This is a genomic window from Catellatospora sichuanensis (assembly GCF_007483665.1).
Taxonomy (GTDB): domain Bacteria; phylum Actinomycetota; class Actinomycetes; order Mycobacteriales; family Micromonosporaceae; genus Catellatospora; species Catellatospora sichuanensis.
Genome location: NZ_VIQO01000001.1, coordinates 124209 through 150209 on the forward strand (window position 1 = coordinate 124209; position 26001 = coordinate 150209).

The 26001-nt window shown below is 71.9% G+C and carries 24 protein-coding genes; 14 read left to right on the plus strand and 10 right to left on the minus strand.

The window, feature by feature from the left end; translation table 11 throughout:
* Both FLL47_RS15510 and FLL47_RS15515 read left to right on the plus strand, forming a co-directional pair.
* Nucleotides 1–612 carry a TetR/AcrR family transcriptional regulator gene (locus FLL47_RS15510; RefSeq protein WP_144121233.1) on the plus strand — a complete coding sequence of 204 codons (612 nt, stop codon included), beginning with the start codon at nucleotides 1–3 and terminating at the stop codon, nucleotides 610–612.
* Nucleotides 609–1709 carry a serine hydrolase domain-containing protein gene (locus FLL47_RS15515; RefSeq protein WP_144121234.1) on the plus strand — a complete coding sequence of 367 codons (1101 nt, stop codon included), beginning with the start codon at nucleotides 609–611 and terminating at the stop codon, nucleotides 1707–1709. Before FLL47_RS15510 ends, FLL47_RS15515 begins: the two co-directional genes overlap by 4 nt.
* Here FLL47_RS15515 and FLL47_RS15520 read toward each other — a convergent pair.
* Nucleotides 1706–3343 (minus strand): serine hydrolase, encoded by a 1638-nt coding sequence (locus tag FLL47_RS15520; RefSeq protein ID WP_222106088.1) that lies wholly within the window; start codon nucleotides 3341–3343, stop codon nucleotides 1706–1708. The genes FLL47_RS15515 and FLL47_RS15520 overlap by 4 nt on opposite strands.
* Nucleotides 3344–3444: 101 nt before the next feature.
* Here FLL47_RS15520 and FLL47_RS15525 point away from each other — a divergent pair, with 101 nt between their 5' ends.
* The 3 genes from FLL47_RS15525 to FLL47_RS15535 all read left to right on the plus strand — a co-directional run bounded on the left by FLL47_RS15525 (nucleotide 3445) and on the right by FLL47_RS15535 (nucleotide 6618).
* On the plus strand, nucleotides 3445–4683 hold the full coding sequence (locus FLL47_RS15525; RefSeq protein WP_281286716.1) for a cytochrome P450: 1239 nt from the start codon (nucleotides 3445–3447) through the stop codon (nucleotides 4681–4683).
* Nucleotides 4680–4904: a ferredoxin gene (locus tag FLL47_RS15530; RefSeq protein WP_144121236.1), complete on the plus strand. Its 225-nt coding sequence runs from the start codon at nucleotides 4680–4682 to the stop codon at nucleotides 4902–4904. The genes FLL47_RS15525 and FLL47_RS15530 overlap by 4 nt, the downstream gene beginning before the upstream one ends.
* 262 nt (nucleotides 4905–5166) lie before the next feature.
* Entirely contained in the window at nucleotides 5167–6618 is a 1452-nt protein-coding gene (locus FLL47_RS15535; protein WP_144121237.1) for an SDR family oxidoreductase, read from the plus strand.
* On the opposite strand, the gene FLL47_RS15540 is transcribed toward FLL47_RS15535, so the two are convergent.
* Together FLL47_RS15540 and FLL47_RS15545 are read right to left on the minus strand one after the other, a co-directional pair.
* Nucleotides 6597–7313 carry a 4'-phosphopantetheinyl transferase family protein gene (locus FLL47_RS15540; protein ID WP_222106089.1) on the minus strand — a complete coding sequence of 239 codons (717 nt, stop codon included), beginning with the start codon at nucleotides 7311–7313 and terminating at the stop codon, nucleotides 6597–6599. The genes FLL47_RS15535 and FLL47_RS15540 overlap by 22 nt on opposite strands.
* Complete coding sequence (locus FLL47_RS15545; RefSeq protein ID WP_246157962.1) at nucleotides 7310–8317, minus strand: alpha/beta hydrolase family protein; 1008 nt, start codon at nucleotides 8315–8317, stop codon at nucleotides 7310–7312. The genes FLL47_RS15540 and FLL47_RS15545 overlap by 4 nt, the downstream gene beginning before the upstream one ends.
* Before the next feature lie 114 nt (nucleotides 8318–8431).
* Between FLL47_RS15545 and FLL47_RS15550 the strand changes: the two genes are divergently transcribed.
* On the plus strand, nucleotides 8432–8824 hold the full coding sequence (locus FLL47_RS15550; protein WP_144121239.1) for an ATP-binding protein: 393 nt from the start codon (nucleotides 8432–8434) through the stop codon (nucleotides 8822–8824).
* A gap of 64 nt (nucleotides 8825–8888) precedes the next feature.
* On the opposite strand, the gene FLL47_RS15555 is transcribed toward FLL47_RS15550, so the two are convergent.
* The 3 genes from FLL47_RS15555 to FLL47_RS15570 all read right to left on the minus strand — a co-directional run bounded on the left by FLL47_RS15555 (nucleotide 8889) and on the right by FLL47_RS15570 (nucleotide 12618).
* Nucleotides 8889–9290 carry a PPOX class F420-dependent oxidoreductase gene (locus FLL47_RS15555; RefSeq protein WP_144121240.1) on the minus strand — a complete coding sequence of 134 codons (402 nt, stop codon included), beginning with the start codon at nucleotides 9288–9290 and terminating at the stop codon, nucleotides 8889–8891.
* A 69-nt stretch (nucleotides 9291–9359) separates the two neighbouring features.
* Nucleotides 9360–10421, minus strand: a complete 1062-nt coding sequence (locus FLL47_RS44075; RefSeq protein WP_246157965.1) for an N-acetylmuramoyl-L-alanine amidase — start codon at nucleotides 10419–10421, stop codon at nucleotides 9360–9362.
* Between the two features lie 118 nt (nucleotides 10422–10539).
* Nucleotides 10540–12618, minus strand: coding sequence for a PQQ-dependent sugar dehydrogenase (locus FLL47_RS15570; protein ID WP_144121241.1), 2079 nt, complete (start codon nucleotides 12616–12618; stop codon nucleotides 10540–10542).
* A gap of 314 nt (nucleotides 12619–12932) precedes the next feature.
* On the opposite strand from FLL47_RS15570, the gene FLL47_RS15575 reads away from it, so the two are divergent.
* The 3 genes from FLL47_RS15575 (at nucleotide 12933) to FLL47_RS15585 (ending at nucleotide 16083) form a co-directional block, all read left to right on the plus strand.
* Entirely contained in the window at nucleotides 12933–14294 is a 1362-nt protein-coding gene (locus tag FLL47_RS15575; RefSeq protein ID WP_144121242.1) for a type I glutamate--ammonia ligase, read from the plus strand.
* A gap of 25 nt (nucleotides 14295–14319) precedes the next feature.
* A complete protein-coding gene (locus FLL47_RS15580) occupies nucleotides 14320–15426 on the plus strand; it encodes an amidohydrolase family protein (protein WP_144121243.1) in 1107 nt (368 codons plus the stop codon).
* Nucleotides 15427–15522: 96 nt separating this feature from the next.
* Complete coding sequence (locus FLL47_RS15585; RefSeq protein WP_144121244.1) at nucleotides 15523–16083, plus strand: ATP-binding protein; 561 nt, start codon at nucleotides 15523–15525, stop codon at nucleotides 16081–16083.
* Between the two features lies 1 nt (nucleotide 16084).
* Here FLL47_RS15585 and FLL47_RS15590 read toward each other — a convergent pair whose 3' ends face one another.
* Nucleotides 16085–17320, minus strand: coding sequence for an SAM-dependent methyltransferase (locus FLL47_RS15590; RefSeq protein ID WP_144121245.1), 1236 nt, complete (start codon nucleotides 17318–17320; stop codon nucleotides 16085–16087).
* 7 nt (nucleotides 17321–17327) lie between these two features.
* Nucleotides 17328–18689 (minus strand): FAD-binding oxidoreductase, encoded by a 1362-nt coding sequence (locus tag FLL47_RS15595; RefSeq protein WP_222106090.1) that lies wholly within the window; start codon nucleotides 18687–18689, stop codon nucleotides 17328–17330.
* Between the two features lie 80 nt (nucleotides 18690–18769).
* On the opposite strand from FLL47_RS15595, the gene FLL47_RS15600 reads away from it, so the two are divergent.
* The 3 genes from FLL47_RS15600 (at nucleotide 18770) to FLL47_RS15610 (ending at nucleotide 21524) form a co-directional block, all read left to right on the plus strand.
* Nucleotides 18770–19438, plus strand: a complete 669-nt coding sequence (locus FLL47_RS15600; protein ID WP_144121246.1) for an adenylate kinase family protein — start codon at nucleotides 18770–18772, stop codon at nucleotides 19436–19438.
* A 71-nt stretch (nucleotides 19439–19509) separates the two neighbouring features.
* Nucleotides 19510–19989, plus strand: coding sequence for a MarR family winged helix-turn-helix transcriptional regulator (locus FLL47_RS15605; protein WP_144121247.1), 480 nt, complete (start codon nucleotides 19510–19512; stop codon nucleotides 19987–19989).
* A gap of 83 nt (nucleotides 19990–20072) precedes the next feature.
* Nucleotides 20073–21524: an MFS transporter gene (locus FLL47_RS15610; RefSeq protein ID WP_144121248.1), complete on the plus strand. Its 1452-nt coding sequence runs from the start codon at nucleotides 20073–20075 to the stop codon at nucleotides 21522–21524.
* A 140-nt stretch (nucleotides 21525–21664) separates the two neighbouring features.
* On the opposite strand, the gene FLL47_RS15615 is transcribed toward FLL47_RS15610, so the two are convergent.
* Nucleotides 21665–23047 (minus strand): NAD(P)/FAD-dependent oxidoreductase, encoded by a 1383-nt coding sequence (locus tag FLL47_RS15615; protein WP_144121249.1) that lies wholly within the window; start codon nucleotides 23045–23047, stop codon nucleotides 21665–21667.
* A gap of 210 nt (nucleotides 23048–23257) precedes the next feature.
* Here FLL47_RS15615 and FLL47_RS15620 point away from each other — a divergent pair, with 210 nt between their 5' ends.
* On the plus strand, nucleotides 23258–23791 hold the full coding sequence (locus FLL47_RS15620) for an EF-hand domain-containing protein (protein ID WP_144121250.1): 534 nt from the start codon (nucleotides 23258–23260) through the stop codon (nucleotides 23789–23791).
* Nucleotides 23792–23803: 12 nt separating this feature from the next.
* Here the strand turns inward: FLL47_RS15620 and ligD are convergent, their stop codons facing one another.
* Entirely contained in the window at nucleotides 23804–25243 is a 1440-nt protein-coding gene (gene ligD, locus FLL47_RS15625) for a non-homologous end-joining DNA ligase (protein ID WP_144121251.1), read from the minus strand.
* A gap of 169 nt (nucleotides 25244–25412) precedes the next feature.
* Between ligD and FLL47_RS15630 the strand changes: the two genes are divergently transcribed.
* Nucleotides 25413–25841, plus strand: coding sequence for a hypothetical protein (locus FLL47_RS15630; protein WP_144121252.1), 429 nt, complete (start codon nucleotides 25413–25415; stop codon nucleotides 25839–25841).
* Nucleotides 25842–26001 lie beyond the last annotated feature (160 nt).

Below are 26001 nucleotides of genomic sequence, written 5' to 3' on the forward strand. Positions count from 1 at the left end.
ATGGCACGGGCAGGGCTCACGGCGCAGCGGGTGACGCTGGCGGCGGCCGACCTGGCGGACACCGCCGGGCTCGACCACGTCACGATCTCCGCGCTGGCGCGCGGGTTCGGCGTGAAGGACGCGAGCCTCTACTCCCACGTCCGCAACCTGCAGGACCTGCGGCACCGCATCGCGCTGCTCGCGGGCGGCGAGCTGGTCGACGCCATCGCCGCGGCCGTGGCGGGCCGGTCGGGCCGGGACGCGCTGATCGCTTTCGCGGACGCGTACCGGGCCTACGCCCTGGCCCACCCCGGCCGGTACGCGGCCACCCAGCTCCCGCTGCCGCCCGAGCTCGTCACCGCCGACCCGGTCGCGTTCCGGCGCACCTACGAGCTGACCTACGGCATGCTGCGCGGCTACGGTCTGTCCGAACCCGACCTCACCGACGCGGTGCGCCTGCTGCGCGGCGCGTTCCACGGGTTCGTGAGCCTGGAGGCCACCGGCGGCTTCGGCCACCCGCGCGACGTCGAGCAGTCGTGGCGGCGGGCCGTCGAAGCCCTGCACGTGCTGCTCGAACACTGGCCCGCCGCACCCCCGGCGGCATCCGCCCGAGAGGACACCCCCGCACCATGACCTGGCACCACCTTCAGCAGCGTGTACAGCAGCGCGTCGACGACCTCGTCGGCTCGGGGCAGGAGACCGGCGTACAGGTCGCCGCGTACCTGCACGGCGTGCCGATCGTCGACGCCGTCGCCGGGCTGGCCGACCCCGCGACGGGGCGGCCGGTCACCCCGGGCACCCCGTTCTTCAGCTACTCCACCGGCAAGGCACTCACCTCGACCGTGGTGCACGTGCTGGCCGAGCAGGGCAGGCTCGACTACGACCTGCACATCGCCGAGGTGTGGCCGGAGTTCGCCCGGCACGGCAAGTCCGGCATCACGTTGCGCCACGCGCTCACACACACCGCGGGGCTGCCCGCGCTGCCGCCCGACGTGACCGCCGCGGACCTCGCCGACTGGGACCGCATGTGCGCGATCATGGCCGACGCGACACCGCTGTGGGAGCCGGGCACGGCGCACGGCTACCACGTGTGGACGTACGGCTGGCTGGTCGGCGAGACGGTCCGCCGGGCCACGGGCCGGACCGTGGCGCAGGTGCTGGCCGCCGACGTCGCCGCGCCGCTGGGCATGCCCGGCGAACTGCTGCTCGGCGTACCCGAAAAGGACCTGGACTCCCTCGCCGTACTGGCCGACCGGAGCTGGTCGGACGCGCTCAAGCAGCTCAGCTCGCAGCTGCCGAACTTCGACCGGGCGGTGCCGCACGGCGCGCGACCCGACGCCGACCTGGGCAACGACCGGGCCTTCCTGCGCGCGGACGTGCCGGCCGTGGGCACCATCACGGCCCGCGCGGCGGCCCGCATGTTCGCCGCGCTGCTCGGCGAGGTGGACGGGGTCCGCCTGATCTCCCCGGAACGGCTGCGCGAGGTGAGCACGCCGGTGACCCGGGGTCCGGAGTGGACGTTCGGCATGCCGGTGCGCTGGACGCTCGGCTACGCGGTCGACGGGCCGATGATCGGCGTGGGCGGGATCGGCGGCAGCCTGGCCGGGGCGCTGCCCGAGCTCGGGCTGACCGTGGCGGCGACGAAGAACGCGCTGGCCGTCGGCGACGGCGATCCGATGGAGCAGCTACGTGAGATGATCATCGCGGCGGTCCGGGACGGGCGCGTCTAGCGGCGGGTGAAGGTGCCCCAGCCGTCGGCGTCCAGGTGCGCGACGCGCAGCTGCTTCGCCGGGCCGGAGCCGTCCGCGGTGAAGGTGACCCCGTCCAGGCCGACCGCGTTCTCGCCGGTGGTCCGGTAGCTGAAGGTGTCCGCGTCGTAGTGCGTGAGCGGGAACGCCTGCTTCTTCGGCCCGAGCGTCATGGTCAGCCTGTCGCCCTGCGCGGTGACGGTCAGCGGGCCGTAGTACTCGTTGGCGTACGTGCCCGTGTACGCGGTCACCGGCCTGGCGGCCGCCGGGTTCGCGGGCGGCTTCGCGTAGTCGGTTCGCGAGGTGTCCGCGCTCTCCATCTTCTGCAGCACGCCGAGCATGAACGGCAACCAGTCGGTCTTCTGCCGGCCGTAGGAGGCGATGTCCATGAAGTTGTACGCGATGGCTTCGGCCACGCCGATCGGCTGCGCGTTGGTCAGCACCACGATGCCGAGCCCCTCGCCGGGCAGCATCGTCACGTTGGTGGCCGCGCCCAGGTCGAACGCCCCGGAGTGGCCCAGCCGCAGCCGCCCGAACTCGTCATAGCCGACGTTGAAGCCCAGCCCGTAGAAGCCGACCGGGCCGTCGGGGGCGCGTGGCGGCGCGGCGATGTTGTGCGGCAGGTGCGTCTCCTGCAGCGCCATCGCGTCGATCAGCTGCTTTCCGTCGAACCTGCCCGCGCCGAGTTGCAGCCGCATCCACTTCGCCATGTCGTTCACGGTCGAACTGACCCCGCCGGCCGGACTCTGCGCCTGCGGGTCGCGCACGTACTTCGCCTGCCAGGCGTCGCCGACCTTGACGTGCCCGACGGCCCGGTCCGGGTCCTGCTCGTAGTCGGCGAACTCGGAGCTGGTGTCCGTCATGCCCAGCGGCTGGTAGAGCGTCTGCGCGGACAGCTCCTCCCAACTGCGCCCGGCCGCCTTCGCCACGGCCAGCGCGGCCGCGGTCAGCCCGAAGTTCGTGTAGAAGTAGCTCGCCCGGAACGGCGCTAGCGGCTCCAGCCGCAGGCGGGACAGGATGTAGGCCCGGTCGAACCCGAGGTCCTCCAGCAGGTCCCCGGCATGGTCGGGCAGGCCGCTGCGGTGCGAGAACAGGTCCGCCACGGTCGCGTTGCGGGTCACCCAGGGATCCTTCAGCGCGAACCCGGGATCGTGCTTGATCACCGCATCGTTCCAGGCCACCTTGCCACCGCCGACCACACCCGCGACGACGGTGGACGCCAGCGGCTTGGACAGCGAGGCGAGCTGGAACACCGTGTCGGGGGCGACCGCGCCGGGCGCGCCGACCTTGCGGACGCCGTACCCCTCGGCGAAGACGACCTTGTCCCGGTAGACGACGCCGACGGCCACTCCGGGCACGCCTGTCTGCTTCATCGCCGCCTGCACCAGGCCGTCCAGCTGGGCCACCGCGTGATCCACCTTGGCCTGGTCGAGCAGCCGCGGCTGCTGCGGGACCGGCCCGGCCGCCAGCGACGGGCTGGGCGCCGGGCTGGGAGCCGGTGTGGGCTGGGCTGCCGCGGACCGGGCCGTCTCCGGCCGGGCCGAGGACGCGGCCAGGGCCAGCAGCGCAGCGAGCACGGCCACCGCCGAGCTCCGGCGGCGGCGGTTGGCGGTCACGTTCCCAGTCAAGCCAACTGTGCCGGAACTGTCTTGAATATCCGGCTTTTTCATAGAATGGGCATCGACTTCGGGACTGACCCACACTACCATCCATAGAGTTGAATTCGTACGCACACGAGGGGGCGACGATGTCGACCGGCAGTGAAATCATGGCGGCCCGCACCTATCCGTTCGGTGACCCCGACCGGCTCAACCTGAACCCGCTCTACGAGCAGTTACGCCGCAGCGAACCGCTGACCCGGGTCCGCCTGCCGTACGGCGAGGAGGCCTGGCTCGCCACCCGCTACGACGACGTACGCCTGATCCTCGGCGACGCCCGCTTCAGCCGCGCCGCCAGCGTCGGGCGCGACGAGCCGCGCACCCACCCGCACCAGGGTGAATCCGGCATGCTCGCGATGGACCCGCCGGAGCACACCCGGCTGCGCAAGCTCATCGCCAAGGCGTTCACCGCCCGCCGCGTCGAGACCCTGCGCCCGCGCACCCAGGAGATCGCCGACCAGCTGCTCGACGGCATGCAGGCGCACGGCTCCCCCGCCGACCTGGTCGAGCACTTCGCCACCCCGCTGCCGGTCACGGTCATCTGCGAGCTGCTGGGCGTGCCCTTCACCGACCGCGACCGGTTCCAGCTGTGGTCCGAGGCGATCATCTCGACCACCTCGCTCACCCCGCAGCAGATCATGGAGTACCTCGGCAACCTGCACGCCTACATCGCCGGGCTGATCGCCCAGCGCCGCGCCCAGGAGACCGACGACCTGCTCGGCGCCATGGTCAAGGCCCGCGACGAGGACGAGGACCGGCTCACCGAGGCCGAGCTGGTGCAGCTGTCGGCCGGCCTGCTCGCCGCCGGGCACGAGACCACGGTCACCCAGCTGCCCAACTTCGTGTACGTGCTGCTCACCAACCCCGACCAGCTCGCCGAGCTGCGGGCGGACCCGACCCTGATCCCCGCCGCCGTCGACGAGCTGATGCGATACGTGCCGCTCGGCACCGCCGCCGCGTTCGCCCGCTACGCCACCGAGGACGTCATGGTCGGCGATGTGCTGGTCCGCGCCGGCGAGCCGGTGCTCGGCGCGCTCGCCTCCGCCAACCGCGACGACAAGGTGTTCGAACACCCCGACGAGCTCGACTTCCACCGCGAGAGCAACCCGCACCTCGGTTTCGGGCACGGCCCGCACCACTGCGTCGGCGCCCAGCTGGCCCGGATGGAGCTGCAGGTCGCGCTACAGACCTTGATCACCCGTTTCCCGAACCTCGAACTCGCCGTCGCCGAAGAGGAACTTCCCTGGAAGAAGGGCATGCTGGTGCGGGGTCTCCAGGAACTGCCGGTGCGCTGGTGAGCGGGCAGTGGAAGGTGGCGGTCGACCGGGACCGATGCATCGGGTCGGGCCTGTGCGCGGGCACCGCACCGGACCACTTCGAGCTCGTCGACAAGAAGTCCACGCCACTGCGGGAACTGGTCGACCCGGCCGAAGCGGTCAGCGACGCCGCCGACTGCTGCCCCGTCGAAGCCATCCTCGTCACCGACGCCACCACCGGCGACACCGTCGCCCCGGTGTGACCCGCCCAAGCCCGCCCCGCCCCGCGCCACGGCCCCGCTCCAGCGACCCGTTTTCCATAGACGCTGGCCTATTACATCGACTATTTCGAGATCAAAGTCGATGAGATAGGCCGGCGTCTACTCAAAGGGGGTGCGGCGAGGCAGGACGGGTGAGATGGACGACAGTCCGGGGGCGCGCCCGGCGGCTGGTTCGGCCATCGCGCGGTCGCCTGCGTACAGTTTCCGGGCGAGGTAGCAGGCGAGCACGGGAACGGGCACTGGGATGACGATCAGCGAGCAGGAGCGCACCGGGATCGACGCTGCGCACCTTGAGGTGTGCCTCGGCGTGCTGGCCCAGGTCGAGAACCTGCCGGTCGAGCACCCCGACGCGGTCGCGGTGCGCCGCGCCGTCGGGCGGCTCTTCAAGACCGTCAAGCAGCAGCGCCGCCGGGACAAGCGCGAGGAGATCCTCGCCGCGGACGAGGCGGTGACCGCGGCGACCGCCACGGGCGCGCCGGGCCGCATCGACGACGAGACCGCGGGCGTGTTCGGGCTGACCTCCCCCACCAAGGGCGACATCGCCGGGCACCTGCGCCAGCCGCGGGCCTGTTACACCTGCAAGGACCGCTACACCCAGGTGGACGCGTTCTACCACCAGCTGTGCCCGCCGTGCGCGGAGCTGAACCACGCCCGCCGCGACGCCCGCACCGACCTGACCGGCCGCCGCGCGCTGCTCACCGGCGGCCGCGCCAAGATCGGCATGTACATCGCGCTGCGGCTGCTGCGCGACGGCGCGCACACCACGATCACCACCCGGTTCCCGTCCGACGCGGTGCGCCGCTTCCAGGCGATGCCGGACAGCGCCGAGTGGCTGCACCGGCTGCGCATCGTCGGCATCGACCTGCGCGACCCGGCCCAGGTGGTGGCGCTCGCCGACTCCGTCGCGGCGCAGGGCCCGCTCGACATCCTGATCAACAACGCGGCGCAGACGGTGCGCCGCTCGCCGCAGGCGTACGCGCAGCTGCTGGCGGCCGAGTCGGCCCCGCTGCCGGACGGGCCGCTGCCCGAGCTGATCAGCTTTGGCCACTACACCGGGTCGAGCCCGGCGGCCGCGGCCATCCAGGCCATGCCGCACCAGCAGCTGAGCCCGGAGCTGGTCACCTCGCTGGCGCTGACCACGGGCGGGGCGAGCCTGGCGCGCATCGCCGACGGTTCCGCGATCGACGCGGGCGGCCTGGTGCCCGACCTCGACCCCAGCAACAGCTGGGTGCAGGTGGTGCAGGAGGTCGACCCGATCGAGCTGCTCGAGGTGCAGCTGTGCAACGTCACCGCCCCGTTCGTGCTGGTCGCGCGGCTGCGCGCGGCGATGGCCGCGTCCCCGGCGCGGCGCAAGTACGTGGTGAACGTGTCGGCGATGGAGGGGCAGTTCAGCCGCAAGTACAAGGGGCCGGGCCACCCGCACACGAACATGGCCAAGGCCGCCCTGAACATGCTGACCCGCACCAGCGCCGGGGAGATGCTCGACGACGGCATCCTGATGACCGCGGTGGACACCGGCTGGATCACCGACGAGCGCCCGCACCCGACCAAGGTCCGCCTCGCGGACGCGGGTTTCCACGCCCCGCTGGACCTGGTCGACGGCGCCGCCCGGGTGTACGACCCGATCGTGCGCGGCGAGCTGGGCGAGGACCTGTTCGGCTGCTTCCTGAAGGACTACAAGCCCTCGCCCTGGTGACGCAGCAGCTCTGACGCGTCGTGCTCGGTGATCGCCGTCGGCGTGCCGAGCACCGTCAGCGCCGCCTGGTAGCCCGCGCCCGGCGCGAGGGTGAACATGCGAGCCGCCTCGACCACGTCGGGCCGCCCCTCGAAGCGGTGCAGGCGCGGCGCCTGTACCGGGGCCGACACCTCGATCCTGGTCATGGCCACCCGCAGCCCGTCGCCGGTGGCCTTGAGCACCGACTCCTTGCGCGTCCAGTACGTGTAGAAGCCGTCCTGGTCCAGCGGCACGGAGGCGGCCAGCTCCGCCTCGGACAGCGCCAGCCTGGCCACGCCGAGGATGTCGCGCTGCGGCTGGGCCTGCTCCACGTCGACGCCGACCGGGCCGGCCAGGCTGAGCACGATCGCGATCCGGTCACCGGAGTGCGACACCGACACGTCGAGCCCGCCGGGCACGGTCGGGCGGCCGTGCGGGACCGCGCAGGTGGTGCAGGCGCGCTCCACGCGTACCGCCGCGGGTTTCTCGCCCAGGTGCCGACCGGCGAGCAGCCGCAGCAGCGCCGCGGCCACGGTCTGCCGCGCGCGGTCCTCGTCGCGGCGCAACGACTCGCGGCGAGCCCGCTCGCCCTCGCTCAGCAGCCGCTGGTGCCAGGGCTGCTCGTCGGCCGGATCCGCCCAGTAGACGTGGCACTCCCCCGGTCGCAGGACGTTCACAGCTTCGCCTCGAACTTCGCCACGCCCGCGCGGGTGCCGTCGGCCGACAGCCGCGCCTTGGCCGCGGCGTCGCCCCAGAGCGTCCAGCGCAGGAAGTCGGTCATCGTCTTGATGGTCTGGTCGAAACCCTTCGCGCCGGGCCCGAGGAACGCACCGTGGTCGCCGCCGAGCAGCGTCAGGAAGGCCCGCGGCCAGGACGTCGCGCTGTACGCGTTCCGCCCGGTCTGGTAGCTCACCACGGCATCGGCGTCACCGTGCACGAACAGCACGGGGGTGCGCGTGCCGCGGAACGTCCCCATCGAGCCACCCGAGATCACGATCGCCGCGTCGACGCGGGTGTCGCGGGTGTTGGCCAGCATGCCCGCCGAGGTGAACCCGCCGGCGGAGTGGCCCGCCACGCCGAGGCGGCCCCCGTCGAGGTGCCCGGCGAACAGGTCGCCGGACTTGCCGTCCAGCTTCAGCAGCGCCGTCAGCACCGCGGACCCGTCGGCGGGCTGGTTCTCCATGTCGGCGGGCTTGAACGGGTTGGCGTCGCGGTTGGTGAACGGGTAGGCCGGGGCGGCTACGACGAAGCCCGCGGCGGCCAGCCGGGTGGTGATCTGCTGGTAGTTCGTGGGCAGCCCGTGCAGGCCATGGCTGAACAGCACCACCGGGAACCGGCCGGCGGCGGCCGCGGCGTCCTTGCGCGGCGATCCGCCCGCCTTGCCGGCGGCCGGATACCAGACGGTGGTCGGCAGGGCCCGGTCGCCGCGGGTGAACTTCAGCGTGCGCACCCCCACCGCCAGTGCGCTCTTCGGCGCGGCCCGCACCACCGGCGACGCGGACGGGCGCACGCTCGCGCTCGCCGACGGGACCGCCGAAGAGGCCGCCGACGGTGCGCCCGAGGCCGCGGCAGCACCGCTGGGCTGGGTGAACACGGGCGGCTCGGCGGGCGGCGACGAGCACGCAGCACCGCTCAGCACCAGGGTGAGGGTGAGCAGAAGACAGGCGCGACGGTCCGGCACGCCGCCGACTCTACCGGCGGACCGCCGCCGCCGAGGGGTCGCCGTCTGCACCGGGAATCCACCCATCCGGATGCGGCCCGGTCCCGAATCCCTGCCGAGACGTGGAGGTGGGTCATGGAATCAGGCAAGCGGGGCCGGGGCATGACGGCCGCATCGATCCGGCTGCCGGGCGGCCGGGCCAGCAACGTCCTCGCCCGGCAGTTCGTCAGCACGCAGCTCGGCGCGTGGAACCTGCGCGACCCGTCGGGGGATGCGCTCATCCTCGCCTGCGAGCTGGTCAGCAACGCGGTGCTGCACGGCGGCGGGGCGGTGGCGATCCGGCTGGCGCGCATCGGCGAAGGGCTGCGTATCGAGGTCACCGACCGCAGCCCGCAGCCGCCGGCACCACGTCCGGCCGGGGTCGACGGCGGCCTGGGCCTGTGCCTCGTCGACGGCCTGTCGGCACGCTGGGGCGTGGTGCCCGGCCGCACGGGCAAGGTCGTCTGGCTGGAGTGCCGCCTGAGCTGACCGGGGCGCGTTCGGCCGCTGCCGGGAGAGAACGCGCCCGGCCGCCGGCCGGTCGGCGCACCGCTCAGGCCAGTAGCGAAGAGTCCCCCAGCAGGCGGGTCACCGTGATCACGAGCGCGACCCGGTTCGGGTTGGCGCGAGGCTCGCGGTAGCGGGCGGTGTAGCGGGCCACCGCGTCGGCGACCACGTCCGGGTCGCCGGTCACGGTCGCCTCGCCCTGCAGGGTCAGCCAGTACCGGCCCTCGAACTGGCACAGCGCCACGGCCGGGTTGCGGCGCGCGTTGGCGGCCTTGCGGCTGGCCCCGTCGCAGATGACCCGGGCCAGGCCGGTCGCCGGGTCGTAGGTGAAACCGACCGGGGTCACGTGCGGGGTGCCGTCGGGCCGGATCGTGGTGAAGGTGGCGAGCCCGCGTTCGGCGAGGAACGTCAGCCCCTGCCCGGTGAGGTTCCGTCCGCCGCCGACCATCGCACTCCCATGCCGTGCCGAAGCTCCGTCCACGCCGATCCAACAGCATGGACGGAGCTTCGCGCACGCCTACACGCGGGTGACCCGCACCGCGTCGGCGATGACGTAGCCGGCCGCGCTGGTCCAGCGGCTCACGCCGACCAGGTTGCGGTCACCCGCGGCGAGGTTGAACGTGCCCAGCGAGCGCCAGGCGCCGCCGCCGGTGCGCTGGTCGATGTGCACCGTCTGGTTGCCGCCCGAGGTCACCACCACGTGCGGGGCCGAGCTGCTGTAACCCGGGTCGGCGGCGTGCCAGACGTCCACCCGGTAGTTGGCCGTGGCCGGAATGTTGACCTTGAACCAGGCCGAATCGCTGGCCAGCACCGGGTTGGCGAAGCGGTAGTCGGCGCCGTGCTTCTGGCCGGAGAAGGTCGAGGTGCCCCAGTTGGCGCTGGCCGTGAACCGCCCCGCGGTGGTGTTGTCCACGATGGTGCTGAACGTGGGCGGCGGTGCGGACAGGCCCAGGTACGCCGCGATGCCGTTGGCGTGGCCCTGCGCCGTGGCGGCGAGGAAGGCCGCGTTCTTGAGCAGGTTGGCGTCGGCGAGCGTGTCGATGAACAGGTTCTCGGTGAGCACCGCGGGCATGTTCGACTCGCGCAGCACGTGGAAGTTGGCCGTCTTCAGGCCGCGGTCGGTGACCGAGCCGACCGAGCGCATCCCGGACAGCACCCGCGGGTGCAGCGCGTTGTGCAGGTTGACGGTGGCCGCGTCGGAGGTCGGGTAGCGGTAGCTCTCGAAGCCGGTGCCACCGCCGGAGTTGATGTGGACGCTGACGAAGATGCCCGCGCCCCAGGCGTTGGCGTCGTTGGTGCGCTGGGCGAGGCTGACGGTCGCGTCGGTGGTGCGCGACATGCGAATGTCGACGGCGTAGTTGGCCTGCAGGATGTTGCGGATCTGCAGGGCGATGTTCAGGGTGAGTGCCTTCTCCTGCAGGCCGTTGGCGACCGCGCCGGGGTCGGTGCCGCCGTGGCCGGGGTCGAGGTAGACCTTCGGATTGGCGGCGAAGGCGGGACCAGCGGCGAACGGGGCGGCCGCGATACCGGCCGCGGCGGCCAGCAGGGTACGGCGGCGCACGGTGGGGTTACCGAGCATGAGCACCTCGCAGAAGGGGTGGAGGGGATGCGTCGGCGCACTATAACGATTATCTATAGGTCAATGAAAGATGCCTACGAAACTTTATGGAAGATTGAAGGTTTCCTTCTGACGGAGCTCAATGGATTTTGATCGAGACCGGTGCGCTCCGGTCGGAGCCGACCCGGGCGAACAGCTGGTAGGAGCCGTCCGCCGGCACCGGGCCGGTCGCCACCCGCACCTGGCCCTTGGCGCACGTGCTGCTGGACTTGCCGTTCCAGGGCACGGTGAACACCATCTCCCGGCCGGCCGCGAGTGCGGTGACCTGCTTGCCCTTCGGCGCGCCGCAGTGGTCCGAGGACCAGACCTTCTCGGTGCCGTGCATCAGGAACAGCTCCTGCGCGTCGGCGCCGATGTCGCGATTGCAGGTGTGCTTCGACAGATTCTTGAGCACCAGGGTGAAGGTGATCGGCGCACCGGGCTTCACGTCGGTCTTCGACGCCCGTGCGATCACCTGCAGGTCGCCGTCGGTGCACGACTCCTTGGCCGCGACCGGTTTGGGCTTGCCCGTGGCGGCCTGCGGCGCGTACCGCACGCGGTAGATCTTCGCGGTCGGCAGGATCGGGTTGTAGCCCTGGTCGGGGTAGAGCCCCGAGAAGTAGAGCCCGTCCGGGCCGGCCGCGATCCCGGCGACGGTCGTCTTGCCGTACCCGTTGTATTCGACCAGGGTCTTGGGCTTGGAGACCGAGCCGTCCTTACCGAAGGTGAACTCGACGATGCGCTTGCCCCGCAGCTGAGGGCCGGTGCCGTAGGTCGGGCCGCTCTCCGATACGAAAGCGTTGCCGAGCTTGCTCTCCGGGAACCCGGCCGTCTGGTTGCCCTCCTTCTGCACGAAGGTGATGCCCACCGGCGCGTGCGTCGGCGCCCAGTTGTAGAGCGACTTCTTCTTCAGGCTGGAGGTGTGGGAGTTCCAGCCGTAGTCGCCGCCCTTGACGATCCGGGCCAGCCGGTCGTTGTTGGTCGAGCCGTTCTCCACCGAGTAGTGCTGGCCGTCCGCGGCCCGCCACGCCCCGCCGAACGGGTTGCGGAACCCGGAGGCAAAGACCAGGTCCTTGGTCTTGCTCTTGTCCGCCGGATCGTAGAACGGGTTGTCCTCGGGCGCGGTGCCGTCCAGGTTGACCCGCAGCACCTTGCCCCGGGCATCGGTGAGATCACGGGCGCTTTGCGGGACGAACCCGTCGCCGATGTGGATGTACAGCTTGCCGTCCGGCCCGATGGTCAGGTTCGAGATCTGGTGCGAGGCGACCAGCGGATCATCCTTCAGGTCCACGACGGTGGTGACGGTCTTGCCGGTCAGGCCGCCGTCCTCGCTGTGGATGCGCACGACCTTCGGGAAGAACTCCGCCCCCGCCTGGTACAGCATGCTGGCGAACACGTCGCCGGTGGTCGGCTCGACCACGATCCCGGTCAGGCCGATCTCGCCGGTGCCGGGGAAGTCCGCGTACGGGTTCCAGTTCAGCAGGTTCTTGGCGTACACGCCGACCTTCAGGTCGCCGCGCACCACTTTGATCGTGCCGTACAGCTCGGTGACGTAGAACATCGGCTTGTCGGGCGCGATGGCGTGCGAGGGCACCATGGCGATGTTCACCGGCAGCTCGAACCCGGACGCCACCTCCTCGACCTTGTACCCCGCCTGGGCCACCACCCACTGCGGCGCACCGGGCAGCGGCTTGCGCTCCTTGTCGGTCCGGAACGGCCGCGTCGTGTACGGGCTCCACTCCGTCGCCGGGTTGCCGCTGCTGTCCTTGTGCCGCACCCGCAGCTCGTAGTCGCGGTCGCCGGGCAGGTCGCGGCGCTGCGCGAAGGCGTTCTCGAAGACGCCGTCGCCGAAGTGGGTGTGCGTCTTCTGCACGCCGCCGATGCAGCCGGCGAACCAGACCCGCTCGCGCGGCTGCGCCGTCCAGATCTCCCAGTCGGTGCAGACGTGCTCGCTGCCCGCGTCGACGTCCTGCATGGGGCTGGTCTCCATGTGCACGTCCGCGCCGCTGAGCAGCTGGCCGTCGAGCTCAGGCTCGGAGATGACCGGGCCCAGCGGGGCCGACGTGGCGGGCAGGACCGGGCCGCCGGTGTGCTGGCACGCGGCGACCACACCCATGATGGTGAGCAGGATCGCGACCAGGATGGACTCGCCGGCGAGCGCGATCTTGCGAGCGTTCATGCGGGCAGTCCCCCGGGGTCGTCGTCGTCACCTCACGCAACTCGGGCGAGGGTACAGAGACTTTTGGGGCCTGTTGTGTATTACACGCCCATTATTACAAATAATGACCCATTTGTCCGTTTAGCGGGCGGCCAGGTTCGCGGCCAGACCGGCTGCACCCGGACGGCGGCCTAGGGACGACCACGCCTGACGAGGTCTGCGGTGCGCTCGATGATCCGTTTCTGTGGACGCGGAACGCCCCTATAGGGACAGTTATCGTCCACGAAAACAGATCAAATGGCGCGGTGTCCGGCCTGGGCAGCGAGAATTCAGGCATGTGGGAGCCGGTGCTGGACCGCGACGCGCGCGGTACCGCAGCACGGGCCGCCGCCGCCCGACTGGCATCCGCGGGCGTGCACGCCGTCGCCCTGACCTGGGTCGACAACGCCGGAGTGACCAGGGTCAAGAGCGTCCCCACCGAGCGCCTGGACCACGCCGCCGCCTGGGGCGTGGGCATGTCCCCGGTGCACGACGTGTTCTGCGTCGATGACAGCATCACCGCCGGTGACCTGGTCGGCGGCCCGGTCGGCGACCTGCGCCTGCATCCGGACCTGGACGCGCTGACGGTGCTCTCGGCGATGCCCGGCTGGGCCTGGGCGCCGGTGGACCGCTGGACCCAGGACGGCGAGCCGTACCCGGTGGACCAGCGGCTGTTCGCCAAGCGCATGGTCGAGCGGGCCCGTGCCGCAGGCCTGCACCTGCGTATGGCCTTCGAGATCGAGTGGTATCTGGCGAAGCCCGACGGGAGCCCCGCGTCCGAGGGGCCGGCGTACGGCATGGCGCGGCTGGCGGAGCTGTCGGACTTCGGCCGGGACCTGCTGGCGGCGCTGGCCGCGCAGGGGGTGGCGGTGGAGCAGTTCCATCCCGAGTACGGCCCGGGGCAGCTGGAGGTGTCGGTCGCGCACGCGGACCCGGTCACCGCTGCGGACCGGGTGGTGCTGGTCCGGGAGACGGTCCGGGCGCTGGCGTTCCGTCACGGGTTTCGCGCCTCGTTCGCCCCGGTGTCCGTCGCGGACCAGGTCGGCAACGGTATGCACCTGCACTTCTCGGCCTGGGCAGGCGGGGTGAACCTGTTCTCCGGCGGCGAAGGCCCGTACGGCATGACGCGCCGCGGAGAGTCGGTGCTGGCCGGGGTGCTGCAGCGGCTGCCCGCGCTGGCCGGGCTGGGCGCGCCGAGCCCGGCCAGCGCGCTGCGCCAGGCTCCGCAGCGCTGGGCCGGGGCCTACCAGTGCTGGGGGCACGAGAACCGGGAGGCGGCGCTGCGCTTCGTCACGGGCGCCACCGGCCACCGGGACACCGCCGCCAACGCCGAGATCAAGTGTGTGGACGGTTCGGCGAACCCGTACCTGGTGGCGGGGGCGGTCTGCGCGCTGGCCACGGACGCCGCCGGGGCGGGGATGCGGCTGCCCGACGAGGTGCGGGTCGACCCGTTCACGCTGGCCGAGGCGCGCCGCCCGCCCCGGCTGCCGGACTCCCCCGCGCTGGCCGCCGAGCGGCTGCGGGCCGACGCGGGCCTGGTCGCCATGCTCGGCGAGCCGCTGCTGGACGCGTTCGGCGCGGTGCACCGTGCCGAGGCCGACACCCTCGGCCGCCTGACCACCGTCGAGTTGGTGGAGGCGGTCCGGTGGCGCTACTGACCTCGACCCGCCCGAAGGCGATCCGATGGCCGGGCTGACCGAGGACCTGTCGTTGATCGACGGGCACTGCCATGCGATCACGATGGCTCCGCTGGACGACGCGGCCTTCGAGATGTGGTGCACCGAGGCCGACGAGCCCGCGCCACCGGGCACCTCCTACCTGGACAGCCAGGTCGGACTGGCGCTGCGCCGCTGGTGCGCGCCGGTGCTGGAGCTGCCCGCGCACGCCCCGGTCGAGGATTACCTGCGGCGGCGGCGCAGGCTTGGCCCGGAGGAGGCCGCGGGGCGACTGCTGCGGGCGGCGGGCCTGTCCGCGCTGCTCGTGGACACCGGCCCGGTCGCGGGCGGCCTGGTGGACCGCAGCGTGCTGGGCACGCTGGCGGAAGCGCCGGCCCATCAGGTGGTACGCCTGGAGCTGCTGGCTGAGCAGGTCGCGCCGGGAAGCGACGCGGGCGGGTTCGCGGCCGCGTTCGCCGAGGCGCTCGACGAGGCCGTGGCCGGGGCGGTGGCGACGAAGTCGATCGCGGCGTACCGGCACGGCCTGGACCTGGATCCGGCGCGGCCGGAGCCGCACGAGGTGAGCGCGGCGGCGGCGCGCTGGTTACGCGACGGCGGGCGGCTCACCGATCCGGTGCTGCTGCGCCACCTGCTGTGGAGCGCGGTCGACGCCGGGCTGCCGATCCAGTTGCACACCGGCTTCGGCGACCGCGACGCCGCGCTGGCCCGCGCCGACCCGGCGCTGTTGCAGCCGTTCTGCGCGGCCACGCTGCCGTTCGGGGTGCCCCTGGTGCTGCTGCACTGCTACCCGTACCACCGCCAGGCCGGCTGGCTGGCCCAGGTGTATCCGCACGTCCACGCCGATCTGGGGTTGACCGTCCCGCACCTGGGCGCGCGGGCCACGGCGGTGCTCGGCGAGTTCCTGGAGCTGGCCCCGTTCGGCAAGCTGCTCTACTCTTCCGACGCGTACGGTCTGCCGGAGCTGTACCTGATCGCCGCCGCGCAGCTGCGGCACAGCCTGGGGCTGGTGCTGGCCGAGATGGTCGCCGACGGTGCGGCGGCCCCGGCCGACGCGCGGCGTTTCGCCGAGCAGATCGGCGCGGGCAACGCGGCCCGCGTCTACCGGCTGGGCTGATCGGGCCCGGCACACCCGTCGCCGGGTAGACGATCAAAACGTGAGGGAATGGGTATGGGCCAGAGGTCAGCCGCACCCACCGGATCGAGGTGACGCATGAACCCCGCTGCCAGAACGCGGTACGGCGCGCCCGCTGGTACCGCCCCGTACCGCAGGACCCGGCGGAACCTGCTGCCACCCCCTGCCCCGCCGGTGCCGGAGCACGAGGAGTCGGCCGGGCACGACGTTCCGACCGGGCCGACGCCGATGACGCCGCACGACCAGATCCTGGTGGAGGGCCCGTTCACCCGCGTGGACCTGCGTGGGATCCGGCAGCGCATCCACGAGCTGGGCGAAGCCTGGCGGCTGCCGGAGCCGGTCGGCTGGGCGCTGGAGCTGGTGACGACGGAGCTGGTCGTCAACGTCGTCATGCACGCCGAGGGACACGGCCGACTGCGTTTGTCGCGATACCCGGGATGGGTGTTCTGCCAGGTCAGCGACGTCGGTCCGGGGGTGAGCCGGCCCTACACGGCGGGCTGGCAGCCGCCTTCGGGCACGCAGACCTCAGGTCGGGGCCTGTGGATCGCCCGATGCTTCTCCGAACGGCTGACCATCGACTCCAGCGCGCTCGGCACCACGATCACCGCGAAGATCTGGGCGCCGTCCGGGCCCCGGTAGCTCAGGGCCAGCTCGGGCGCAGCGGCATGCCGCTGCCGCCGCGCGCGTCGAGGCGTACGCCGAGCACCTGGTGCAACTGGACCTGGTCGCGTTCGAAGCCCAGGCGGCAGCCGGCCAGGTAGAGCCGCCACACCCGGGACCGGCCGGGGCCGATCTCGGCGATCGAGGAGTCCCAGTGCCGCTCCAGGTTCGCCGCCCACTGGGCCAGCGTCAGCGCGTAGTGCTCGCGGAAGTTCTCCTCGTGGCGGATCTCGAAGCCGTTGGAGTTCATGACGCCGATGAGGTGGCCGATGCCTTCCAGCTCGCCGTCGGGAAACACGTACTGGTTGATGAACGTGCGCCGGTAGCGGCCCGGGTCGCGGTTGTCGGGCCGGGTGATGCAGTGGTTGAGCAGCCGCCCGCCGTAGCGCAGCCGCTGCTGCAGGAACCGGAAGTAGCCGGGCAGCTGGGCGCGGCCGATGTGTTCGGTCAGGCCGATCGAGCTGATCGCGTCGTAGTGGTTGACCGGCACGTCGCGGTAGTCCATGTGCCGCACCTCGGCCAGGTCGGACAGGCCCGCGTCGGCGATCGCCTTGGCCGCCCACTCGGCCTGCCGCCGGGACAGGGTCACCCCCAGCGCCTTCACGCCGTATTCGCGGGCGGCGTGCATGACCATGCCGCCCCAGCCGCAGCCGACGTCCAGCAGCCGTTTGCCCGGCGCCAGGTCGAGCTTGCGGGCGACCAGGTCGTGCTTGGCGAACTGGGCCTGCTCCAGGGTCGCCGTCTCGTCGGGGAAGACCGCGCAGGTGTACGCCATGGACGGGCCGAGCAGCCACTCGTAGAACCGGTTCGACACGTCGTAGTGGTGGGCGATCGCGGCCTGGTCGCGCTCCTTGGAGTGGCGGCGACCGCGCAGCCGGGCCTCCATGGGCGGCCGGGGCGGCGGGTTCAGCAGCCGCAGCCCGCCCAGATCGCGCAGCGCGTGATAGCGGCCGAACCAGGACTGGTCCAGCCTCAGCCCGTTGACGGCGACGAGCGCCTCGTACATGTCGCCGTGCACCTCCAGGTCGCCGGAGACGTAGGCGCGGGCCAGGCCCAGCTCGTTGCGGCCGGTGGCCAGATAGGACAGCGCGCGCTCGCTGCGCACCTCGAAACCGACGGCGGCGTCGGACGGGCCCGCGACACTGCCGTCGTAGGCGGCGAACCGCACCGGAACCGGGCCCGTGACCAGCCCCTGGACCACCTTCGCAATGCTCATTTCGACCTCACCGAACACACTTGTCGTAAAGGTCGGGCAGCCGACCGTCCGGGTCGTACTCGCCCTTCACCGCCGCGTACGCGGGGCCGTTGTAGAGCTCCCAGAACTCCTCGCGCGGGTAGTGCACCGTGGAGTAGAGGGACTTGTGCCCGCCGAGCGCGTCGACCCGCGCCTCGATGAGCCGGTTGTGGAAGTCCGCGGACTGGCCCGGCCGCCGCGCGACGCTGGACCAGAACCCGAAGTTGACGTACAGGTCGTCGGGTTTGAGCGGGTAGAGCGGCCACGGCACGGGATCGCGCAGCCGCAGCGGGCACAACCACACCGGGGTGATGCCGACGTCGCCGAGGAAGAAGTCGAGGAACTCCGGGCCCTGGCGCACCGGCACCTCGACGTCCTGCACGACCGCCTCCTGCGGCGGGCGGCCGCGCACCTTGTCCAGCCGGGCGCTGAGCCGGTGCCTTCGGTCGAACCCGACGATGCGGTGGTAGACGTCGGAGCGCCGGTACCGGCTCGGCCACAGCCTGCGTACCAGGGGATGCTGTGCGCCGAAGGCCCGCGAGCACCAGAACCAGTCGGTGTCCCAGCGCCACAGGTAGTCACGCACCGTCAGGTAGTCGATGGGCCGCCGGGCCGGCGACCGGTAGTAGATCTCCTGGCCGGTGTAGTCGCTGGTCCACGGCGCGGTGTCGGTGAACGTGCCGATGGTCAGGTACATCTGGCGGCCGTGGAAGACGGTGCCGTCGAGGAAGTCGACCCGCGCGTCGCCGTCGCGGCCGCTGGTGCACAGCTCGTCGAGCGCGGCGAAGCAGGCGGCCGCGTTGTCGAACCGGCGGTGCCGCAGCCGCACGTACGGCTGCACCGGCTCCAGCTCGATGGTCAGCCGCAGCGCGTAGCCGAGCGTGCCGTACGAGTTGGGAAACGACCGGAACAGCTCGGCGTGCTCGTTGTCGGGCCGGGCGGTGACCACCCGCCCGTCGCCGGTGAGGATCTCCATCTCCAGCACGGACTCGTGCGGCAGCCCGTTGCGGAACGACGACGACTCGATGCCCAGCCCGGCCACGGCCCCGCCGATGGTGATGGTCTTGAGCTGCGGCACGACCAGGGGCATCAGCCCGAAGCGCAGGGTCTCGTCGACCAGCCGCTCGTAGGTGACCATGCCCTGCACCTGGGCGGTGCGCTCGGTCTCGTCCACGTAGATCACCGAGTCGAAGGCGCTCACGTCCAGGCCGGGCCCGGATTCCGGGCGGCCGAAGCGGAACAGGTTGGACGTGCGCTTGGCCAGCCGCACCGGTTCCGTGCGGGGCAGGGCCTGGTACTGCGCCCGCAGCGCGCGTACCGCACCGGCATGGTCCTCAACGGATGGCCCCACGCTCGAAACGTACCGCCGCGAGGTGTGCTCGGCGTCATAAATCACTCATCACCGATGCCCGCGCATGGTTGGATTCAGGTGTGCGCAAGTACGTGATCATGGGCGTCCAGGGCAGCGGCAAGGGCACCCAGGCCAAGCAGCTGGCCGCCGACTTCGACCTGGTGCACATCAGCGTGGGCGACATCTACCGCTGGCACGTGCAGTACCACACCAAACTCGGCGCGCAGGTGCGCCGGGCGATGAACGCCGGTGACCTGGTGGACGACAGCACCACCGAGTCCGTGGTGCGCGACCGGCTGGCGCTGCACGACTGGAACTACGGCTTCATCCTCGACGGCTTCCCCCGCAACCGCCGCCAGGCCCAGTTCTTCCTGGAGAGCTACGACGTCGACGCGGTGATCCACCTCGACCTGCCAGACAGCGAGGTGCGCCGCCGCGTGCTGGCCCGCCGGCTGTGCTCGAACTGCGGCATGGACTACAACCTCATTGAGCACCGCCCGGCCCGCGAAGGCCGCTGCGACGCCTGCGGCGGCGAGCTGACCAGCCGCGCCGACGACACCGAGGAGGCGCTCGCCGCCCGGCTGGCCGACTACCACGCCAAGACCGATCCGGCGCTGGACCTGTTCCGCGGCAAGGAACTCGTGATCAGCGTGGACGCCCGGCCCGCCAAGGGAGCCGTCCAGCGCGCCATCCGCGAGCAGCTCGGCCTGCCCGTGCCCGCGCGCAAGCCCGCGCGCAGCGCCGGCTGACGGTTTCGTCCGGCCGGACCGCTACCAGCGCAGATAATCTGCTACGGATCGAATTTGCGTACACTGGTGGCATGACCGCGATGGCGCCCACCCGCACCAGCCCCGACCTGTCGTTCCTGCTGGACCACACCAGCCACGTGCTGCGCACCCGGATGGCCGCGGCGCTGGCCGAGATCGGCCTCACCGCGCGCATGCACTGCGTGCTGGTGCACGCGCTGGAGGAGGAGCGGACCCAGATCCAGCTCGCCGCGCTCGGGGACATGGACAAGACCACGATGGTGGTCACCGTCGACGCGCTGGAGAAGGCGGGCCTGGCCGAGCGCCGTGCGTCGAGCACCGACCGGCGGGCCCGGATCATCGCGGTGACCCCGGCGGGCGCGAAGGCGGCCGCACGCAGCCAGGAGATCGTCGACCGGGTACACGAGGAAGCGCTGTCCGCGCTGCCGGCGGCGCAGCGCGAGGCTCTGCTGCGCGCCCTGGAAGGCCTGGTCGCCGGGCATCTGGCCGCCCCCGCAGAGTCCCCGCAGCAGGTGCGGCGGGCGCGCCAGTAGGCAATCTGGTTCCGTAAAATATTGTCTGCAACGGAACTATCCGCTACGGTCTCTCCTATCGGCACCGTCCATAGGAGGACCGCATGTCCACGCAAACTCCGTCCCGCTCCCGCTGGATCGCGCTGGGGGTGATCGCGACCGGCCTGCTGATGACCGTCCTCGACGGCAGCATCGTCACCGTCGCGATGCCCGCCATCCAGCAGGACCTGGGCTTCTCCCCCGCCGGCCTGAGCTGGGTGGTCAACGCCTACCTGATCGCCTTCGGCAGCCTGCTGCTGCTGGCCGGCCGGCTCGGCGACCTCATCGGCCGCCGCCGCCTGTTCCTGGCCGGGACCGCGGTGTTCACCGCCGCCTCACTGCTGGCCGGTCTCGCCGACACCCCGGCGCTGCTCATCACCGCCCGCTTCCTGCAGGGCGTCGGCAGCGCCATGGCCGCCGCCGTCGGCCTCGGCATCCTGGTCAACCTGTTCCCGGCCCCCGCGGAGCGGGCCAAGGCGATCGCGGTGTTCAGCTTCACCGGCGCGGCGGGCGCCTCGCTCGGCCAGGTGCTCGGCGGCGTGCTCACCGACGCGCTCGACTGGCACTGGATCTTCTTCATCAACCTGCCCATCGGCGTGGCCACCCTGGTGGTCGCCGTCGCGGTGCTGCCCGCCGACCGCGGCCTGGGGCTGGCCGCCGGAGCCGACGTGATCGGCGCACTGCTGGTCACGGCCGGGCTGATGCTGGGCATCTACACCGTGGTCAAGGTCGAGGAGCACGGGTGGACGTCGGCGCAGACCCTCGGCGGCGGCGCGGTGGCCGCGGTCCTGCTGGCCGCTTTCGCGATCCGGCAGGCCACCGCGCGGCGGCCGCTCATGCCCCCGCGCATCCTGCGCTCGCGCAGCGTCACCGGAGCGAACCTGGTGCAGATGCTCATGGTCGCGGCCCTCTTCTCCTTCCAGATCATCACCGCCCTCTACCTGCAGCAGGTGCTCGGCTACAGCGCAGGCGAGACCGGCCTGGCGATGCTGCCGGCGGCCGTGATCATCGGCGCGGTGTCGCTGGGGGTCTCGGCCCGCCTCAACACCCGCTTCGGCGAGCGCCGGGTGCTGCTGACCGGACTCGCGCTGCTGATCGTGCTGCTCGGACTGCTGGCCCGCATCCCGGTGCACGCGTCCTACGTCACCGACCTGCTCCCGGCGATGCTGCTGGCGGCCGGTTTCGGGCTCGCCCTGCCCGCGCTGACCACACTCGGCATGTCCGGCGCGGGCCCGGACGACGCCGGGCTCGCCTCCGGCCTGTTCAACACCACGCAGCAGATCGGCATGGCGGTCGGCGTCGCAGTGCTGTCCACCCTGGCCGCGGGGCACACCGGGCACGCGCTGGCCGAGGGGACGAGCCAGGCCGCGGCGCTGACCGGCGGCTACCGGCTCGCGTACACCGTCGGCGCAGGGCTGATGGTCGCGGCCTTCGCGGTCGCGTACACCCTCCTGCGCGAACCGCGGCAGACCACCCGGCCGCAGCCGGAGCACCAGGCCGTGCCCGCCATCGCCTGACCCGCCACCGCCGGAGCCCACCCGCCCGGCCACCCGACCGCCCCGCTTTTGACAGACGTTGGCCTATCTCATCGACTACGAGTCACGAAAATTCGATGAGATAGGCCAACGTCTACGTCAGGCCGGGGGCAGGCGGTTGTTCAGCGCTCGTGGGGTGGTGCGCGACCGTCGTCGGCGGCGGGGACGAAGCCGGCGGGGACCTGGGGGGACACGGACAGGGCGTGGCGGCCCGATTCGGCCACCGGTTCGGTCGACATCTGCAGGTCGGCGGCCTGGGGCGGGACCAGGCCGAGACGTACCGACGGGGTAGGCAGGACGGCGTCGAGCAGCCAGTCGGCGGCCACCCGGGCCCGGTTGCCGGGTAGCGAGAGCAGGTGGTAGCCGCGGGTCACCACCGACGCGGGCAGGCCGGACAGGGGCACGCCGAACGGGTTCGCGGCCGCGTCCAGCCCGCCGAGGTCGACGAGGAAACCCAGGTCGTGGTGCCGGTATGCCTTGCGCTTGCCGACCCCGCAGGAGGCGGCGACGTTGTGCGCGGCGACCCGGCCCTGCCGTACGGCGTGCTGGGCGGTCATCGGGGTGTGGTGGCCCGGACGGGTCAGGTCGGGCACGGCGGCGGCGTCGCCGCAGGCGAACACCTCGGGGTGGCCGGGCACGGTGAGGTATTCGTCGACGATCAGGCGGCCGTCCACGGACGGCAGGCCGAGCCCGTCCACCAGCGGGTCGGGGCGCACGCCGACGCACCAGATCAGCGAGCGCGTCGGCACGTACGAGTCGTCGGTGAGCTGCACGCCCTCGGCCTCGGCCTGGCGCACCGAGGTGCGCATCCGCACGTCGACCCCGCGCCGGGCCAGCACCCGCGCCGCCGTGCGGGACAGCCGCGGGTCCAGCTCGGGCAGCACCCGCTCGGCGGTGTCCAGCAGCAGCCAGCGGGGCCGTTCCCGCAACCGCGGCAGTGACTTGGCCAGCGCGTCGGTGAACAGCTGCCCGTGCGCGGCGACCTCGGTGCCGGTGTACCCGGCGCCGACCACGACGAAGGTGCAACGCGCGCGGCGCTCATCCGCATCGGTGGCCTGTGCGGCCAGCTCCACCTGCAGCGTGATGTGGTCGCGCAGGAACATCGCCTCGGCCAGGCCGCGCAGGCCGTGCGCGTACATGCCGACGCCCGGGATGGGCAGCAGCCTGTTGACGCTGCCCGGGGTGAGCACGAGCCGGTCGTAGTCGAGCGTGTTCTCCGCGCCCTCGGGGCCGGTGTAGGCGAGCCGCCGGTTCGCCAGGTCGACGTTCGTGACCATGCCGGGCACCTGACGCACGTGCCGCAGCGTGCCGGCCAGCGACACCGCGATCCGGCGCGGCTCCAGCAGGCCGGCCATCACCTCGGGCAGCAGCGGCACGTAGAGCAGGTAGTCCGCCGGGTTGACCAGCGTGACGTCGGCGTGGCCGCGCGACGAGCGCGACAGGCTGCGGGCAGCGTGGAAGCCCGCGAATCCCGCTCCGACGATGACGATGCGAGGCCGGGCCATAGCCGTCTCCATTCCCCGGAACGGCTTTTCGCAAACGCGCCGTCACCGGCTCTCGCGCACACTCTGTCACAGAATCGCAACGCTCCGCCGCTGGTTCGTCGCGCTTGGTAGTGTCCTGTCAGGCCTCGGGTTCCGCGCGGCTCACCCGGTTCCCATCCGGCCTTCGGTTTCGGCTCGGCGCTCGCGCCGGTAGACCAGGGGGTGCGACACATGTTGGACGTTCGGAGCGAGCGGCTCGCACGGCGGTTCCGGCTGTGGGACACCGACGGCAACGGCCATGTCGACCGGTCGGACTTCGAGGCCGAGGGAAAGCGCATCGTGGCGGCGTTCGGCGAGGACGAGCAGTCCCCGCGCGGCCGGGCCGTGCTCGACTCGTACCTGGCGATGTGGGAGTACCTGGCCGCCAAGGCGGGTCTCGAACCCGGGGGCACCCTGTCGGCGAAGCAGTTCGACCGCATCGCGCAGACCGAGATCATCCTGATGGGCAACACCGGTTTCAGCACCGTGCTGCGCCCGACCATCAGCGCCACCCTCGACCTGTGCGACACCGACGGCGACGGCCAGGTCAACCCGGCCGAGTTCCGCCGCTGGATCGAGGCCATCGGCGTCACCAAGCCGCACGCCGAGGAGGCGTTCGACCAGATCGACGAGAACCACGACGGCCAGCTCAGTATCGACGAACTCGCCCAGGCCGTCCGCGACTACCACGCCGGCCTCCTCGACATCCCCCTCCTGGGCAGGTAGGGAAGGGCACCTTCACGACTCGGGGACCACATCGGACGGGGACTTGTCCGGGCGCAGGCCCCGCCAGGCCGGATGGCGCAGCCTGCCGTCACGGGTCCATTCGGTGAAACGCACCTCCCCGACCAGCTTCGGCGTGACCCAGTGCGCGTCCTTGGCGTCGCGGGTCGGCAGCGTGTCCGCGAACGGCGACGTGCTCCGCTCCATCTTGGACAGTCGCTGGCGCAGGTCGTCGAGCATCTGCCGGGTGAAGCCGGTGCCGACCGAGCCGGCGTAGCGCAACCCGTCCGGACCGGGCATCCCGAGCAGCAGCGCCCCGATCGTGTCGGCGCGGCTGCCCTGGCCCGGCCGCCACCCCGCGACGACCACCTCCTGCGTACGCAGGTTCTTCACCTTGACCCACGCCCGTGACCGCCGCCCCGCCTCGTACGCCGAGTCCAGCAGCTTCGCGACGACTCCCTCCAAGCCCTGCTCGCGTGAGGTCTCCAGCAGCCGCGGCCCGCCGCCCTCGGTGTACGGCGGGGTGTCCCAGTGCGCTCCCGACAGCCCCAGCCCCTCCAGCAGCTCGCGCCGCTGCCGGTAGGGCAGCTTCGTGAGGTCCCGCCCGTCCAGGTGCAGCAGGTCGAAGATGACGTACGTGACCGGCGTCTGCGCGGCCAGCCGGCGCACCCGCGCCGCGTCCTGCACGTGCATACGAGGCTGCAGCGCGCCGAACGAGATCCGGCCCGAGCGGTCGAACGCCACCAGTTCCCCGTCGAACACCGCCGCGGTCGCCCCGAGCGCCTCCCCGAACGCGCGCAGCTCCGGGTACGCCGCGGTCACGTCGAGGTCGTTGCGGCTCATCGCCCGCACGCGGCCGCCCTCGGCGTAGACGACCGCCCGCACGCCGTCCCATTTCAGCTCGTAGCCGTAGCGGCCGTCCTGTGCCGGGGTGGGCAGCTCCCCCAGCGTCGCCGTCATGGGCCGGATCAGGTCGGGCAGCGGCACCCGGTCGGCCGGGGCCGGGTCCATGCGGTGCATCAGCCACTGCGTGCCCCTGGTGTGGATGAGCACGTAACGGCCCTGCACCCGGTGCCCGTGCAAGACGACCTTTACCTCGTCGTCGGTCCACTTCTCCAGCTCGTACGCGCCCCGGTCCCAGATGCTCACCTCGCCCGCGCCGTACTCGCCCGCCGGGATGTGACCGGCGAAGTCGGCGTACTCGAGTGGGTGGTCTTCGGTGTGAACGGCGAGGCGGTTGTCCTTCGGGTCCAGTGGCAGGCCCTTGGGCACGGCCCAGGAGACGAGCACGCCGCCGTGTTCGAGGCGGAAGTCCCAGTGCAGCGCGCGGGCGTGGTGCTCCTGGATGACGAAGGTGTCGTCGTGCCCGCGCGGCAGCGGCCCGGCCGCGGGCACCGGCTCGGGCGTACGCGCCGCCGACCGCTTCCCCCGGTACGGCGCGAGCTTGTCGGCCACAGTGCAGTTCTACCCCGGCCCCGTAGCCGCGTGGGCCGGGTTTGGCGATGCGGTCGGTCTTTCTCCGGCACGAAGACGCCGCGCCCCCTTCGAAGTCACCGTCAGACCCATCAGCTGCCGGCAGTTGGCGGGGCAGCGGAGCCGGCATGCAGCGGGCACACTCTCCCGCATGACGCCGACGACATCGCAGCCCCGGCCGGACGGCGACCCGGTCGGCAGACCTTCGCGTCGCGGCGCAGAACCGCTGGAGATGGTCGGATACCTCCTTCTCATCGCGTGGATCGGCGCATTGGCCGCGCTGGTGTTGTCGAAGTTCGAACTGTTCGACGGCTGGGACACGCCAAAGGAGAACGCGGCGGAACTGCGGCTGACCATCGGCTGCCTGAACGCGCTGCTCGCGATTCAGGGCGCGGGCGCGCTGCTCTTCCTGGCGCAGCGCGGCAAGCGCGGAACCGGTGTCGCACTGGCCGCCGCGACGGTGTTGCTCTCGCTGGTCACGATCGGGTTGCGCACCCCCGGCGGCACCCCGGCTCCCGACGTCACGCCCACCGGTTGCTACTCCCGCAGCGGCGGCACCAACACCTGCGCCGGAGGCTGAACCGAACCGTCCCGGGTACCCCGTGACGTGGCGTCGTCCGACCTCATCGGACCATCACGGCGATTCCGTGACACGGCCGCGACAAACACGCCATCCATACAGTTGATTTCGATCTCCATCGATCATCTCTAGCGTCCCTCCCACATGCATGGGAACGGCG

What these genes read in the sequence shown, in the direction of transcription:
- FLL47_RS15515 (WP_144121234.1), top strand. Translation starts at nt 609, where the DNA reads ATGACCTGGCACCACCTTCAGCAGCGTGTACAGCAGCGCGTCGACGAC.
- FLL47_RS15570 (WP_144121241.1), bottom strand. Translation starts at nt 12,618, where the DNA reads ATGAACGCTCGCAAGATCGCGCTCGCCGGCGAGTCCATCCTGGTCGCG.
- FLL47_RS15575 (WP_144121242.1), top strand. Translation starts at nt 12,933, where the DNA reads ATGTGGGAGCCGGTGCTGGACCGCGACGCGCGCGGTACCGCAGCACGG.
- FLL47_RS15605 (WP_144121247.1), top strand. Translation starts at nt 19,510, where the DNA reads ATGACCGCGATGGCGCCCACCCGCACCAGCCCCGACCTGTCGTTCCTG.
- FLL47_RS44075 (WP_246157965.1), bottom strand. Translation starts at nt 10,421, where the DNA reads ATGCTCGGTAACCCCACCGTGCGCCGCCGTACCCTGCTGGCCGCCGCG.
- FLL47_RS15610 (WP_144121248.1), top strand. Translation starts at nt 20,073, where the DNA reads ATGTCCACGCAAACTCCGTCCCGCTCCCGCTGGATCGCGCTGGGGGTG.
- FLL47_RS15585 (WP_144121244.1), top strand. Translation starts at nt 15,523, where the DNA reads ATGAACCCCGCTGCCAGAACGCGGTACGGCGCGCCCGCTGGTACCGCC.
- FLL47_RS15630 (WP_144121252.1), top strand. Translation starts at nt 25,413, where the DNA reads ATGACGCCGACGACATCGCAGCCCCGGCCGGACGGCGACCCGGTCGGC.
- FLL47_RS15555 (WP_144121240.1), bottom strand. Translation starts at nt 9,290, where the DNA reads ATGGTCGGCGGCGGACGGAACCTCACCGGGCAGGGGCTGACGTTCCTC.
- FLL47_RS15590 (WP_144121245.1), bottom strand. Translation starts at nt 17,320, where the DNA reads ATGAGCATTGCGAAGGTGGTCCAGGGGCTGGTCACGGGCCCGGTTCCG.
- FLL47_RS15615 (WP_144121249.1), bottom strand. Translation starts at nt 23,047, where the DNA reads ATGGCCCGGCCTCGCATCGTCATCGTCGGAGCGGGATTCGCGGGCTTC.
- FLL47_RS15550 (WP_144121239.1), top strand. Translation starts at nt 8,432, where the DNA reads ATGGAATCAGGCAAGCGGGGCCGGGGCATGACGGCCGCATCGATCCGG.
- FLL47_RS15535 (WP_144121237.1), top strand. Translation starts at nt 5,167, where the DNA reads ATGACGATCAGCGAGCAGGAGCGCACCGGGATCGACGCTGCGCACCTT.
- FLL47_RS15510 (WP_144121233.1), top strand. Translation starts at nt 1, where the DNA reads ATGGCACGGGCAGGGCTCACGGCGCAGCGGGTGACGCTGGCGGCGGCC.
- FLL47_RS15580 (WP_144121243.1), top strand. Translation starts at nt 14,320, where the DNA reads ATGGCCGGGCTGACCGAGGACCTGTCGTTGATCGACGGGCACTGCCAT.
- FLL47_RS15620 (WP_144121250.1), top strand. Translation starts at nt 23,258, where the DNA reads ATGTTGGACGTTCGGAGCGAGCGGCTCGCACGGCGGTTCCGGCTGTGG.